Source organism: Sphingomonas sp. GW822-FHT03G08, assembly GCF_058801135.1.
Genome location: NZ_JBXAMZ010000002.1, coordinates 450,214 through 463,107 on the forward strand (window position 1 = coordinate 450,214; position 12,894 = coordinate 463,107).

Below are 12,894 nucleotides of genomic sequence, written 5' to 3' on the forward strand. Positions count from 1 at the left end.
GGGGGAGTGCGACCTTTTCTCACTCCCTCACAGGTCTAGACGACGCTGCGTTGCGAAACCGACATGGCAAAGAAACAAAAATGTCGCCCGGTCGGAAATCAGCGCACGATGTGCATAGTCTGGCCGGTCTGCTCGATACGCAGCCCGTGTAGTGCGGCGACGGCGCGGGCGAACTCGCCGGTGTCGTTGGTGGCGAATACGCCAGACACGCGCAGGGCGGCGAGCCGGGGATCATCGACGACGAGGCGCGGCCCGCCATAGCGGTTCAACTCGGTGACCGCGTCGGCGAGCGGCGTATCGGAGAACATCGCCTGGCCGCGCCGCCAGGCGGTGGCGATCTCGGCCGGCTGCGCATCGACCCGCACGGCGCCTTCGGGCTGCGCACGCAACCGCTCGCCCGGATTGAGATAGGTGGGTGCGATCCGCCTCACCGCGGGGCGGATGTCGGTCACCACCACCTTGCCCTGGAGCAGGGTGACGGTCACTTCCTTGCCCTCGCGCCGCACGACGAAGCTGGTGCCGACCGCGCGGACCTGCTTGTCGCCGGCGCGGACGATGAAGGGGCGGGCGGTGTTGTGCGCGACTTCGAACATCGCCTCGCCATGCTCCAGTTCCACCAGCCGCTGGGCCGGGTCGTAGCGCACCTCGACGCTGCTGTCGGTGTTGAGCGCGATACGGCTGCCATCCTCCAGCGTTGCCACCTTCTGCTCGCCGATCGCGGTGGAATAGGCCGAAGGCCGGCTCAGCCAGAGGAAGCTGCCGATGCCGATCGCGATCAGCAGCGATGCCGCGAGCGCCAGCTGATGGAGCGGCAGGCGCCGCCGCGGTCCGGCGACGGGGAGGGGCGTCGGCTTGGGCGCGCGGACCGGCGGCTCATCGAGCAGCAGCGCGGCGCCGGGCAGGTCGGCCCATATATCGGTGGCGCGCTCAAAGGCACTTTGATGGGCGGGATCGGCGCGCAGCCAGTCCTGGAAGGCAGCCTCGCGTGCGGGCGTGCGGGCATCGCCCTGGAGACGGGCAAGCCATGCGGCGGCTTCGGCCGATGCGCGGGAATAGGGCTGGCTCACCACCCCTCCATCCACTGCATCAGCTGGAACGTCGCCCGCGCCACCTGCTTCTCCACCGCCGCCACGCTCATCCCCTCATCGGCCGCAATTTCGGCATAGCTGGCATTTTCCAGCCTTCGCCGCAGCAGGATACGGCGGGTTCGTTCCGGCAGTGTTTCCAGCCCTGCCTTGGCATGTTCAAGCCGCCGTTGCTGTTCCATGATCTGCGCGGGATCGGGTGTCGAGTCCGCGATATTGTGCAGGTCGGGCGTTTCGGCGAACGGCGCGCGCGCATCGCGACGCTTGCGATCGATCGAGAGATTTACCGCTGCCGTCACCAGCAGCGCCTCGCGCGAGCGGGCGGTCCGGTCGCGCTCGTAGCGCTCGATCCTCAGGAAAGCCTCCTGCACCAGCTCATCCGCATCCTGTTCGGCGACGCCGCGCCGCACTACCGCGCGCTTTGCCTTGGCGAGCATGTTCGCAAGGTCCCGCAACGTCGCTTCCGCTAGCTAGACGAGCGAGCGGCGCAAACCCGACAAGAAGGATCGGGAACGGTGCAAGAATCGATCATTGCACAATGTCTGGACTGTCCCGGGTTCCTTGCCAAGTGGTAACGCTATCACCGGCCGGGGATGAGCTGGTGCTCACGAAGCCAGGCAAGAAACAGGTCCGGCCACTGCGCCACCAGCGTGCCCGGCTTGCCGGCGCCCCAGCTATGGCCGCCCTTCTCGAACACATGCATCTCCACCGGTCGCGCGGCAGCCTTCATCGCGCCGAACATCCGCAGCGTATGCTCGACATTGGCGATCGGATCGTCGGCGGCGTGCGCCAGGAACACTGGCGGTGTGGTCGGCCCCACCTGCGCCTCTACCGAGTAGAAGTCGCGATAGTCGGGCAGCACCGACAGCTTCTTGCGGGTCTGGGTGGTGTCGATCGGCGGGCGCATCGAGACGACCGGGTAGATCATGCCGGCAAAGGCCGGCGCGGCGCTCTGCTTGTCGGCATCGTCGATCGGGGCATAGAAATCATGATCGCTGCGTGTCGCCATCATCCCGGCCAGATGCCCGCCGGCCGACATGCCGACCACGCCGATCCGCGCCGGATCGAGACCCCAGCGCCTGGCACCGGCCTTGAGCAGGCGAAGCGTGCGCTGGGCGTCCTGGAAGGGAGCATCGGCATTCCAGCCGTCGCCCGGCAGGCGGTAATAGAGGATGATCGGCGTGATGCCGGCGGCGGCGAGCTTCTCCGCCACATCCTTGGCCGAGCCGATCTGGATGCGGAAGTAACCGCCGCCGCCCAGCAGCAGTGCCGCGGCGCCATTGGGATGGGCGGGGCGGTAGACTTCGTAGCGCGGCTCCGAGATGTTCGAGTAGGAGCCGGTCTGCCCTCCCTCGTTGCCCACCTTTTCCGGGCCCGTCGGCTTGCCGTGGCCGGGCGGGTTGCCCGGCCACACGGCATAGACTTCGGGCTTGCCCAGCTTGTCCTGGGCGAGGGCAGGGCTGGCCGCAATGAACATCGTGGCCAGGAGGGAGAGGAGAAAGCGCATCAGAACCTCGTACCGAGCGTCACGTACCAATAGCGGCCATAGGGGCTGTAGAGCGAGCCCAGATAGCCGTCGGCGGTGATCGGGGGCTGCTTGTCGAACAGGTTGCGCACGCCGACGCGAAGCCGCGTATCGTCGCCCAGCCCGCCCTTGAAGCGATATTGGGTGTAGAGGTTGAACGTTACCTGGCCCTCGAGCTTGTACGGGTTGCCGTTCGCATCGAGGAAGTTGGTGTCGTAGACCGTGCCGATATAGTTGGCGAAGGCGCCGATCTGGAAGCCGCTCTTCGACCAGGTGAGCGAGCCGGTGACGCGCCACTTGGGCTTGCCCCGATCCTGGATCAGGTCGCTCGCATCGGTGAGTGGGGTAGCGGCGTTGATCTGCCCGGCTTCGCGCGCGTCGAACAGCGCCTGCACCGCCGGCGGGGTATCGCGCGAGAACTTGGTCAGCCGCGCGCCGTTCAGTGCCAGGTCGAACTTACCGATGCCGGTGCGAACATTGTAGAGCAGCGCGACGTCGATGCCCTGCACCGTCTGGGGCAGCAGGTTGACGAACTGGTCGTTGATCCGGGTAACCGCGCCCGCCGGGGCTAGGCCGGTGCCGGCGAAGACCGGGGTGTCGTCCGCGGTCGCTGCGGCGCGGATCACGTTCGGGTTGCTCGATCCCTGCAGGCGCAGGAGATAGTCGAGCACCAGCGCGTTCTGCGCACCGAACTGGCCGACGATGCCGGTCTGCTTGATCGACCAGAAATCGGCGGTCAGCGTCAGCCGCCCGGCGCTCTCCGGAATGAACTTGGGCTGGAGCACGGTGCCGATGGTCCAGCTGGTGCTGCTCTCCGGCTTCAGGTTCGGATTGCCGCTGACGAAGATCGAGTAGCTGATGCCGCGCGAGCAGGCGCCGTAGCTGGCGATGCGGCCGGCGCGCAGGTCGGCCTCGCAGCGATAATAGTCGGTATTCGAATTGAGGCGTGAATAGGCGACGGTGTTGGTCTGCTCGAGGTTCGGTGCGCGGAAGCCCTGCGACCAGGAGCCGCGGATGCGCAGGCCGTCGACCAGGTCCCATGCCGCGGCGATCTTGGGCTTCGCCACCGATCCGAAGTCGCTGTAATGCTCGTAGCGTCCGGCGAGCTGTACATCGAGACGATGGATCAGCGGCACGTGCATTTCGGGCGAGACCACCGGCACGGCGAGCTCGGCGAAGGCCGAGAAGACGGTGCGGGCGCCCCTGGTGCTCGGCGTCGGGCTGACGGCGGCGACGTTGGAGAGGTTGGTCTCGCCGGTCACCATGTCGACGAAGCCGATCGAGCCGTTGAGGTTGGGGTCGCGGTCGTCGCGCTGCGTCTCACGGCGGCCCTCGATGCCGAAGGCCACGCCCAGGTTTCCGCCCGGCAGGGCGAGCAGGCGCCCGTTCGAGACCTTGAAATCGGCCAGTGCGAGCGTGGTCTTGGAGCGGCGCTTCAGGTCGAACTGGAAGGAGTCGATCGTGGTACCCGAGGCGGGCGAGCAGTCGCCGACGCTCGGCGTCGCCGCGCAGCCGCCACTGAACGGGTTGTACGCCTCGGGCGTGGAGAGGGCGAGGTTGCGCTGGAGCGCGGTCATGTTGATCGCGTTCGAGACGTCGGTCGCCTCGGCCTCCGAATAGAGGATCGCGCTGTCGAAGTCGAAGCTGCCGATCTGGCCCTTCACGCCGCCGAGGAAGCGCGACTGCCAGTTGGTGACGTCGACTTCCTGCTGGCCGGCATCGACGAAGCGATAGGTGGACAGGCGGACCGCCAGGCCGGCGGCGGGCACGTTGGTCAGGCCGGCGATACGGTTCGGGTTGGCGACACCGTTGAAGGTGGTCGGGCCGAACGGGTTCCAATAGTTGGAAGCCGGGATCACGATCGCGTTGAGGTTGATCGTCGGCGGCTGGATGCGGTGCGTCTCCGCGTAATAGAAACCCGCCTCGCCATAGACGGTGACGCTGTCCGAGATGTCGTAATGCGCGCTGGCGAAGCTGTTATAGCGCTCGATCGTCGGCGAAACCGTGGTCCCCGGCCGCGTATCGAATCGCTCGCTGCGCAAGGTGGTCGCGGTCGCGCGGGTGCCGGTGCCGAAGCAGGTGTCGGCGCTGATCGTCACCAGGCAGCCGGGGTTGGCGGTCGACTGGGTGTGGAAGGCGCCGGCCGACGACGTCAGCGCCTGGTTGCCGGGGTTGCGGCGGATCGTGCCGGGCCCGTTGACGACTGCGAGATTGGCCCAGGGCGACTGGGTAGCGCGGCCGTCGGCGGTAAGGTTGCCGGCATAGGCGGGATCATTGGCGAAATAGGACATGAGGTTGTCCGTCGCCGTATAGGGCTGGTCCTCGGCCAGCTGCGCCGTGCGGTGGGTATAGTCGACATAGAGCGAGATGTTGCCCCGGCCTTCGGCGAAGTTGCTGCCGACGGTGCCGGTTACCTGGAATTCGCGGCGATGCGTGCCCTCGGCCCCGCCATAGCGGATGTCGAGCGAGCCGCCGTCGATGTTGTTCTTGGTGACCGTGTTGACCACGCCCGCCACCGCGTCCGAGCCATAGATGGCGGCGGCGCCGTCGCGCAGGATCTCGAGCCGCTGGATGCCGGCGACCGGCAGCGAATTGGCGTTGTAGCCGAGCACCGGCACATTGCCGTCGCCGGCCTGGCTGGTCGGGTGGCTCACCAGACGGCGGCCGTTGAGCAGCACCAGCGTGTTGCCCACGCCCAGGTTGCGCAGGTTGATCGAATTGACGTCGCCGCGCGCCGCGTTGCTGGTCTGCGGATTATTCGATTCGTTGAAGCTCACATCGCCGGCCTGCGGGATCGAGCGGAACAGCTCGTCCCCCGAAAGCGCGCCGGTAGCGTCGATCTGGTTGGCGTCGAGCACCGAGACGGGCAGCGCCGCAGTGGTGCTGGCGCCCCGGATCTGGGTGCCGACCACAACGATCTCGTCGGTCTTCTCATTGCCTTCCTGCGCGGCCGGCGTCTCCTGGCTGGCCGGTGCGGCCGCGTCCTGCGCGTGCGCCGCCTGCGCGAGCATAAGCACGCCCAGCGCGCTGCCCGCGGTCAAGGCGATGCGCCCATATCCCTTCTTCATGCCCTCTCTCCCTGTTCCATTTGTTCTAGGTCTTCTGATTTTGAAATGCTGCGACCCGAGAGGGCGGCGTCGAGCGCCTCCCGATCGAGCTTGTTTTCCCAGCGCGCGACTACGATCGCCGCCACCGCGTTGCCGACGAAATTGGTGAGGCTGCGGCACTCGCTCATGAAGCGGTCCACGCCCAGGATCAGCGTCATGCCCGCCACCGGCACGCTCGGCACGATCGACAGCGTCGCCGCCAGCGTGATGAAGCCGGCGCCGGTCACGCCCGCCGCGCCCTTCGAGCTGAGCATCGAGACGAGGACGAGCAGGATCTGCTCGCCCCAGCTCAGGTGCACCCCGCAGGCCTGCGCGATGAACAGCGCGGCGAGCGTCATGTAGATGTTGGTGCCGTCCAGGTTGAACGAATAGCCGGTCGGCACGACCAGCCCGACCACGCCCTTCTCGCAGCCCGCGCCTTCCAGCTTGGCGATCAGGCTGGGCAGGGCGGCTTCCGACGAGGAGGTGCCGAGCACCAGCAGCAGCTCGGCCTTGAGGTAGCGCAGCAGCTTGAAGATCGAGAAGCCGTTCAGCCGGGCGACCACGCCCAGTACGCCCAGCACGAAGAACAGCGAGGTCGCGTAGAAAGTGCCGACCAGCCAGGCAAGGTTGCCCAGCGACTCCACCCCGTACTTGCCGATGGTGAAGGCCATCGCGCCGAACGCACCGAACGGGGCCAGGCGCATCAGCATACCGACGATGCGGAAGACGATGAGCGCGATCCGCTCGACCAGGTCGAGCACCGGCTCGGCGGGCTTGCCGACCAGCACCATGGCGATGCCGAACAGCACCGCGACGAACAGGGTCTGCAGGATCGAGCCCTCGGTCAGCGCCGAGGGGATGGTGGTCGGGATGACCGACATCAGGAAGCCGACCACCGTCGTCTCGTGCGCCTGGTGCGCATAGCCCGCGACCGCGCTGCCATCGAGCGTGCGCGGATCGATGTTCATCCCCGCGCCGGGCTGGACGACATTGGCGACAACCAGGCCGATGATCAGCGCCAGCGTCGAGAAGAACAGGAAATAGCCGAAGGCCTTGGCCGCGACCCGACCGACCGAGCCGAGCTCGCGCATGCCGGCGATGCCGCTCACCACGGTGAGGAAGATCACCGGGGCGATCACCATCTTCACCAGCTTGATGAAGCCGTCGCCGAGCGGCTTGAACGATTCGCCCACCGAGGGCCAGAAATGGCCGAGCGTCACGCCCAGCGCGATCGCCACCAGCACCTGGAAATAGAGGTGGTGATAGAATGGCTTGCGAGCAGCCACAGGCTGCCCGTCGGGGATCGACTGGATGATCATACTCTCCTCTGTCCGCGCCCGGATGGCGCGCAGCCTCTTGTGTCGGGGCCTTGGTCGTGCACCTTATCCTTCCTGTTGTGGCCCTCCAGCACTTCGGAATTTGCGGGATAAGTATTTGGTTTATCTGGATTCAGCTGGCTGGCGGTACTGTCGCCCCGCACGAAATCGTGCGGAATTTCGCGCGGAGTTCCGCTGAAATGTGCGATAATCCGCACAAATGAGTCCCGCAGCCCTTCTTCGCCGCCGCAACTTGGTGCTTGCCGGCATCGCGCTCACGGCGATCCTGGTGCTCGCCTGGGCGGGCAGCCGCTGGGCGAACGGGCAGGCGCGCGGCTCGGCCGACGCAGTCGCGCAGCAGACGGCGCGCGCGCATGTCGGGCTGCTCAATTCGGAGCTGCAGAAGTTCCGCCTGCTGCCGCTGGTGCTCAGCGAGAATCCCGAGATCGCCCCGGCGCTGCGCGGCGGCGATCCCGATGCCGAGCGCAGGCTGAACGAGACGCTCGAGCTGCTTGCCGCGCGCACCGATGCCGCCGCGATCTACGCGATCGATCGCAAGGGGCGCACGGTCGCGGCGAGCAACTGGCGGCTGCCCACCAGCTTTGTCGGCCAGCAATATGGCTTCCGACCCTATTTCCGGGACGCGATGGAGCGCGGCGCCTCGGAGCTGTTCGCACTCGGCACGATCAGCGGCCGCCCGGGCCTCTATCTCGCCCGCCGGGTGGACCGGAACGGACAGGCGCTCGGCGTGGTGGTGGTCAAGGTCGAGTTCGACGATGTCGAGGCGGCCTGGGCGCGCGCGCCCGGTATCACCGTCGTCACCGACGCACATGGCGTGATCTTGGTCACCTCGATCCGCGACTGGCGCTTCAAGGCGACCCAGGCGCTCGATGCCGCGACCTTGGCGGATGCGCGCCGCACGCTCCAGTTCGGTGCCGGACCACCCAGGCGCGCCCCGCTGACGATCGACGGTGCCAATGCGCGCGTCGAGGCCAGCGGCAAGGCACAACGCTACCGCGCCGCCGCCGAGCCCGCCCAGCTCGCCGGCGCACATCTCGTTCATCTTGCACCGCTGGAGCCGCCGCTCGCCGCCGCGCGCACCCAGGCGTTGCTGATCGCGCTGGCGATCCTGTTTGCCGCCGGCATGCTCGCCGGCTTCGCATTGCGCTCGGCCGAGAAGCGCCGCCTCCAGCGCCACCACCAGGCCCGGCTCGAAGCCGAGGTCGAGCGCCGTACCGTCGAACTACGGGAGGCCAATGCGCAGCTGATCGTCGAGTCCGAGGAGCGCGTCGAGGCCGATCGCCGCTATCGCGCCGCGCGGGAGGAGCTCGCCCAGGCCAGCCGGCTCGGCTCGCTCGGCCAGATCACCGCCGGCGTCGCGCATGAGATCAACCAGCCGGTGGCCGCGATCCGCAGCTTCGCCGAGAATGCCGAGACCTTCCTCGACCGTTCGGCGGCGGACAAGGCCCGCGCCAATCTCAAGCAGATCGTCTCGCTCACCGAGCGGATCGGCACGATCACCTCGGAACTGCGCGCCTTTGCCCGCCGCAAGACCCCGGTCGAGGGCAGTGCCGAGCTGGGATCGGTGCTCGACGGTACGCTGCTGCTGCTTGGAGAGCGCGCCCGCGGCGTGGTTTCGGTCAAGGTCTCCAAGGCCCAGCGCCATCTCGCCGTACGCGGCGACCGCATCCGGCTCGAGCAGATCCTGATCAACCTGCTCCAGAACGCGCTTGATGCCGTGCAGGGGAGCCGGGAAGCCAGGATTCTGGTCGAGGGCTCGCGTGACGGTGAGGTCGCGCGGCTTTCGGTGATCGACAACGGCCCCGGGGTCGCGCCGGAAATCGCCGAAACCCTGTTCTCGCCCTTCACTTCGGCGAAGGAGGGCGGGCTTGGGCTCGGCCTCGCAATTGCCCGCGACATCGCACGCGAGTTCGGTGGCGATATCGCCTATGCGCCCGGCCCGGATGGCGGCGCGATCTTCCGTCTCCTGCTCAAGGTCCTCTGATGCTCGCGCCCGACAATGCCATGGTGATGTTCGTCGAGGATGACGAGCCGCTGCGCCTTGCCACGGTGCAGACGCTGGAACTGGCCGGCCTCGAGGTGCTGCCCTTCGATCGTGCCGCGTCTGCGCTCGCCCAGCTGACGCCGGACTTTCCCGGCGTGGTCGTCTCCGACATCCGCATGCCGGGGATGGACGGGCTGGAACTGCTCGCCAGGGTGCGGGCGATCGATAGCGATATTCCGGTGGTGCTGGTCACCGGGCATGGCGACGTGCCGATGGCGGTGTCGGCGCTGCAGGACGGCGCGTTCGATTTCATCCCCAAGCCCTTCGCCAAGGAAAGGCTGCTCGCGGCGGTGCGCCGTGCGCTCGATCGGCGGGCGCTGGTGATGGACAATCGCCGCCTGCGCGCTGCGGCCAGCGTTGCGGCGCAGGAAGAGAGCCCGCTGATCGGGGACAGCCCGGCCATGGCCCGGCTGCGCGCGATGATCGGCCAGCTCGGTGAGACCGATGTCGATATCCTGATCGAAGGCGAGACCGGCACCGGCAAGGAACTGGTCGCGCGCATGCTGCATCGGAGCGGGCGGCGGCGCGGCAAGCCTTTCATCGCTGTCAACTGTGCCGCCCTGCCCGAGGGGATCGCGGAGATCGAGCTGTTCGGCCATGCGGCGGACAGCGTCTCCCACACGCGGCTCTCGCGGGTCGGCCGCATTGCGTCGTCGAGCGGCGGCACGCTGTTGCTCGACGAGATCGATTCGATGCCGCTCCAGATGCAGGCCCGGCTGCTGCGCGTGCTCGAGGAGCGCGAGGTCCAGCCGATCGGTGCCGAGCGGCCTGATCCGGTCGATCTGCGGGTGATCGCCACCGCCAAGGAGGACGTTGCCGCCGCGGTCGCCGAGGGGCGTTTCCGGGCGGACCTCTATTACCGGCTGGCGGCGATGCGCATCCGCGTGCCGGCGCTGCGCGAGCGGGGCGGGGACGTGTTCCTGCTGTTCGCGGCCTTCTTTGAGGAAGCCAAGCAGCAGCTTGGCGCGAGCGACGCGGTGCTAGGCCCGGCGGTGCACGCCCAGCTCGCCCGCCATCAATGGCCGGGCAATGTCCGCGAGCTGCGCAACTTCGCCTTCGAAGTCGCGGCGGGGCGGAGCTTCACCGCTGCGGAGCAGGGGGATCGCGCCGATCTGCCCACCCGCCTGGCAAAGTTCGAGGAAAGCCTGATCCGTGACGCGCTGGTCCGCAATGGTGGCCGCGTTTCGCAGGCGCTGATCGAGCTCGGGGTGCCGCGCAAGACGCTTTACGACAAGATCGCCCGGCTCGGCATCGACCTGGCCGAGATCAAGCGGGTCCGGTGAGAAAGACCGGCCGGCGCCGGGAGCGCCGGCCGGCAGGTTGTGGATACTCCGTCGGGTCGCAGAAACGGAGTTCCGGTAAGCCGGGGATGCGGGTCAGCGCATCGGATAGTCGTTCGAGACCTGGTCGGCGCCGCTGTTGCGGATGCGCAGCGTCACCGGGTTAAGGTCCTTCGAGTCCGGGAAGAGCAGGCGGAAGCGGGCGGTGTCGCGGCGCTGCATGCCGTTGGTACCCGGATCGCGCTCCAGGCCGGCGGCGGTGCCGGTGACCTTGTCATCGTAGAGATTGCCGTCGTCGCGGATCGACTGGCCGTCGGCGTCGATCAGGAACGCGTCGATTTCCGAGGCGCGCATGCCGATATGGTCCGTCTCGGCGCGGACGGAGACGATCGCCTGCCAATGGCCGTCCGGCCCCTGGGCAAGCTCGTCCACCTTGAACGACCAGATGCCGTAGCGCTGCCAGCTGCCGGCACCGGCGGGCACGCCCGGTCCGGCGGGGCCGGAACTGTCCGGGCCCTTGGCGCTGGAGGCGAGGTCGATCAGCGTTTCGGCAACGCGCTCGACAGTGCCGTCGCGGCTGTCGCCGCCCACCATCGTGGCAGCGGTGCTCTTCACCAGCTTCTTGAGGAAGGACTGGGCGTGCGCGGGCTCGGCTGCGGTCAGCAGCAGGACCGCGGCGATCACATATTTCATCGAATGACCTTTCGTCTGCGGGCTCAGCGCATCGCGAAGTCGCGCGAGACCGGGCGATAGCCGGTGTCGGCGATGCGCAGCCTGGTGGGGTGGAGATCCTTTGATTCTTCGAAGAGCAGGCGGACGCGGATCGTGTCGCCCTTCTGCATCCATTGCGTCCCGATGATCGGCTCGAGCGACTTGGCGGGGCCAGTCACCGAGGGGCGATAGAGGCGGCCTGCCTGGCGGATCACTTCGCCGTCATTGTTGATCAGCGACATCTCGATCTGGGCGGAGGCCATGCCGATGCGATTGGCTTCGGCGCGGACAGAGATGATCGCCTGCCAGCTGCCGTCCGGTCCCTGCCGGACCTCGTCGACCTTGAAGGACCAGAGGCTGCCATAGAGCTGCCAGTTGCCGGCACCCGCGGGAACGCTCGCGCCACCCGGGCCCGGAGCGGGAACCGGGGTGGGGGCGGGCGACGGCGCGGGTGCCGGCGGTGGCGCCGGAGCTGGTGTCGGGGGGGATGGCTCCGGCGTTGGGTGTGGCGTGGGTTGGGGCTTGGGTTCGGGGGCCGAAAGCGGCGACATCCAGGACGCGATCACGCTGTCGCCGGTAGCGAGCTCGAGCACGCTGGCCCCGAACGGCACCGATCCGAACGGAATGGAATAGGTCCGGGTCTCGCAGACATTGATCGCGCGGCGGCCGAGCATGGTCTCGCCGCCGGTGCTGCGCGCTCGGGATGCCATCGCCTTCTGGCCGTTGGCGCCGCGCAGCGTGCCGGTCATCGCCGAGAAGTCGAGCAATTGCGCCTGGTCGGAGACGTTCTGGAACTCGATCACCGCCACGGCGCCTTCGCCGTCACGGGCCAGCGACACGCGGCTGCTCCACAGCCAGCCGCCCGAATGGCGCGACATCGACGTCTTGCCGGTGACGCGGCAGGCGAAATAGGGCGCCGGCGCCAAGCCGGGGCGCGTGATCGTCCCGCTGATCCGGCCGTCGTCGAAGCTGAACTCGGCCGCGCCATTTTCCATCAGGCTGGAGCCCGCATAGGCCTGGAAGCTGCCGGCCACGTGCCCGGCGCGGTCGAGCGGGCCGCCAATATCCTGGGTGATCGCGCTGCCATCGGGCGCAAAGGTCTGGAGCGACAGCGTGTTGCCCGCGGAGCGGTGCGCCTGGCCCTGGAAGCCCTGGTTGGAGCGCCAGATGGTGTTGTCGATCAGGCGCATCGTGTTCAGGTCGGTCGCGCTCGGCGCATAGTCCTGGGCGGCGGCAGGCGCGGCGAGGGCGATGCCGGCAAGGGCAATGCCGGCGGAGAACAGGGGCTTGGACATGGCGGGTCTCTCGGAAATCAGGCGGCGAGATGCGCCATGCGGGCGGCGGCGAGCATCGACGCCCAGCCCTTCACCGTCATCGAGGCGCGATAGGCGTCCTGCATCTCGGCGGTGAGGATCTCGAGCATCAGCGCGTTGTCGACCCAGACCTCGATCACGTCGAACACGCCGCCGCGGCTGACCGTCTCGACATGCCAGGATTCGCGCCGGGCGACGGCGTGCACCGCCGCTTCGTCGAGCGGGGTGGCGACGGCGGCGTGGAACGGGCTGAACCGGTTGGAGTGGATCGCGAAGCGCTCGCGCACGCCGTTGCCGCTGAAGCTCGGCTCGAGCTGCCAGCCCCGGGCATAGACTTCGATCGCGGTGCCGTTCTCGTCGCCGGCAAAGGCGATCCAGCTATCGTTGCCGATCGGCGGGAAGGGCATGGCAACGCCGCCCATGATTTCTGCGAGCGCAAAGGCGGTGGCCGCCGGCGCGTCTGAGGAGATCGAAATGTGGAACAGCATGGTCTTCACTCATCTGTTTGGG

Annotated in this window: 10 protein-coding genes; 2 read left to right on the forward strand and 8 right to left on the reverse strand. The window is 67.9% G+C overall.

From position 1 onward, the window contains the following. Positions 1-98 precede the first annotated feature (98 nt). From AC1RJ5_RS19535 to AC1RJ5_RS19555, 5 genes are all read right to left on the reverse strand, one after another. The gene (locus tag AC1RJ5_RS19535) at positions 99-1,067 is read right to left on the reverse strand and encodes a FecR family protein (protein ID WP_493115209.1); all 969 of its coding nucleotides are present in this window, start codon (positions 1,065-1,067) and stop codon (positions 99-101) included. After that, positions 1,064-1,522, reverse strand: a complete 459-nt coding sequence (locus tag AC1RJ5_RS19540; protein WP_493115211.1) for an RNA polymerase sigma factor — start codon at positions 1,520-1,522, stop codon at positions 1,064-1,066. Before AC1RJ5_RS19540 ends, AC1RJ5_RS19535 begins: the two co-directional genes overlap by 4 nt. 143 nt (positions 1,523-1,665) lie before the next feature. Further along, positions 1,666-2,592 (reverse strand): alpha/beta hydrolase, encoded by a 927-nt coding sequence (locus AC1RJ5_RS19545; RefSeq protein WP_493115213.1) that lies wholly within the window; start codon positions 2,590-2,592, stop codon positions 1,666-1,668. After that, on the reverse strand, positions 2,592-5,678 hold the full coding sequence (locus AC1RJ5_RS19550; protein ID WP_493115215.1) for a TonB-dependent receptor domain-containing protein: 3,087 nt from the start codon (positions 5,676-5,678) through the stop codon (positions 2,592-2,594). Before AC1RJ5_RS19550 ends, AC1RJ5_RS19545 begins: the two co-directional genes overlap by 1 nt. Then, a complete protein-coding gene (locus tag AC1RJ5_RS19555; protein WP_269576281.1) occupies positions 5,675-7,018 on the reverse strand; it encodes a dicarboxylate/amino acid:cation symporter in 1,344 nt (447 codons plus the stop codon). Before AC1RJ5_RS19555 ends, AC1RJ5_RS19550 begins: the two co-directional genes overlap by 4 nt. A 217-nt stretch (positions 7,019-7,235) precedes the next feature. Between AC1RJ5_RS19555 and AC1RJ5_RS19560 the strand changes: the two genes are divergently transcribed. Then, positions 7,236-9,020 carry a sensor histidine kinase gene (locus tag AC1RJ5_RS19560; protein ID WP_493115217.1) on the forward strand — a complete coding sequence of 595 codons (1,785 nt, stop codon included), beginning with the start codon at positions 7,236-7,238 and terminating at the stop codon, positions 9,018-9,020. Next, positions 9,020-10,363 carry a sigma-54-dependent transcriptional regulator gene (locus AC1RJ5_RS19565; RefSeq protein WP_493115219.1) on the forward strand — a complete coding sequence of 448 codons (1,344 nt, stop codon included), beginning with the start codon at positions 9,020-9,022 and terminating at the stop codon, positions 10,361-10,363. The genes AC1RJ5_RS19560 and AC1RJ5_RS19565 overlap by 1 nt, the downstream gene beginning before the upstream one ends. 93 nt (positions 10,364-10,456) lie before the next feature. Here the strand turns inward: AC1RJ5_RS19565 and AC1RJ5_RS19570 are convergent, their stop codons facing one another. Genes AC1RJ5_RS19570 through AC1RJ5_RS19580 form a run of 3 tightly spaced genes read right to left on the reverse strand, consistent with a single transcriptional unit; the run spans position 10,457 to position 12,872 of the window. Next, positions 10,457-11,053 (reverse strand): hypothetical protein, encoded by a 597-nt coding sequence (locus AC1RJ5_RS19570; protein WP_269576278.1) that lies wholly within the window; start codon positions 11,051-11,053, stop codon positions 10,457-10,459. A gap of 23 nt (positions 11,054-11,076) precedes the next feature. Further along, positions 11,077-12,366 carry a hypothetical protein gene (locus AC1RJ5_RS19575; protein WP_493115221.1) on the reverse strand — a complete coding sequence of 430 codons (1,290 nt, stop codon included), beginning with the start codon at positions 12,364-12,366 and terminating at the stop codon, positions 11,077-11,079. A 17-nt stretch (positions 12,367-12,383) separates the two neighbouring features. After that, complete coding sequence (locus tag AC1RJ5_RS19580; protein WP_184168772.1) at positions 12,384-12,872, reverse strand: hypothetical protein; 489 nt, start codon at positions 12,870-12,872, stop codon at positions 12,384-12,386. Positions 12,873-12,894: the final 22 nt, after the last annotated feature.

Bases quoted from the DNA above. Each gene is read 5' to 3' on its own strand.
- AC1RJ5_RS19540 (WP_493115211.1), bottom strand. From the start codon at position 1,522: ATGCTCGCCAAGGCAAAGCGCGCGGTAGTGCGGCGCGGCGTCGCCGAA.
- AC1RJ5_RS19545 (WP_493115213.1), bottom strand. From the start codon at position 2,592: ATGCGCTTTCTCCTCTCCCTCCTGGCCACGATGTTCATTGCGGCCAGC.
- AC1RJ5_RS19550 (WP_493115215.1), bottom strand. From the start codon at position 5,678: ATGAAGAAGGGATATGGGCGCATCGCCTTGACCGCGGGCAGCGCGCTG.
- AC1RJ5_RS19555 (WP_269576281.1), bottom strand. From the start codon at position 7,018: ATGATCATCCAGTCGATCCCCGACGGGCAGCCTGTGGCTGCTCGCAAG.
- AC1RJ5_RS19560 (WP_493115217.1), top strand. From the start codon at position 7,236: ATGAGTCCCGCAGCCCTTCTTCGCCGCCGCAACTTGGTGCTTGCCGGC.
- AC1RJ5_RS19565 (WP_493115219.1), top strand. From the start codon at position 9,020: ATGCTCGCGCCCGACAATGCCATGGTGATGTTCGTCGAGGATGACGAG.
- AC1RJ5_RS19570 (WP_269576278.1), bottom strand. From the start codon at position 11,053: ATGAAATATGTGATCGCCGCGGTCCTGCTGCTGACCGCAGCCGAGCCC.
- AC1RJ5_RS19575 (WP_493115221.1), bottom strand. From the start codon at position 12,366: ATGTCCAAGCCCCTGTTCTCCGCCGGCATTGCCCTTGCCGGCATCGCC.
- AC1RJ5_RS19580 (WP_184168772.1), bottom strand. From the start codon at position 12,872: ATGCTGTTCCACATTTCGATCTCCTCAGACGCGCCGGCGGCCACCGCC.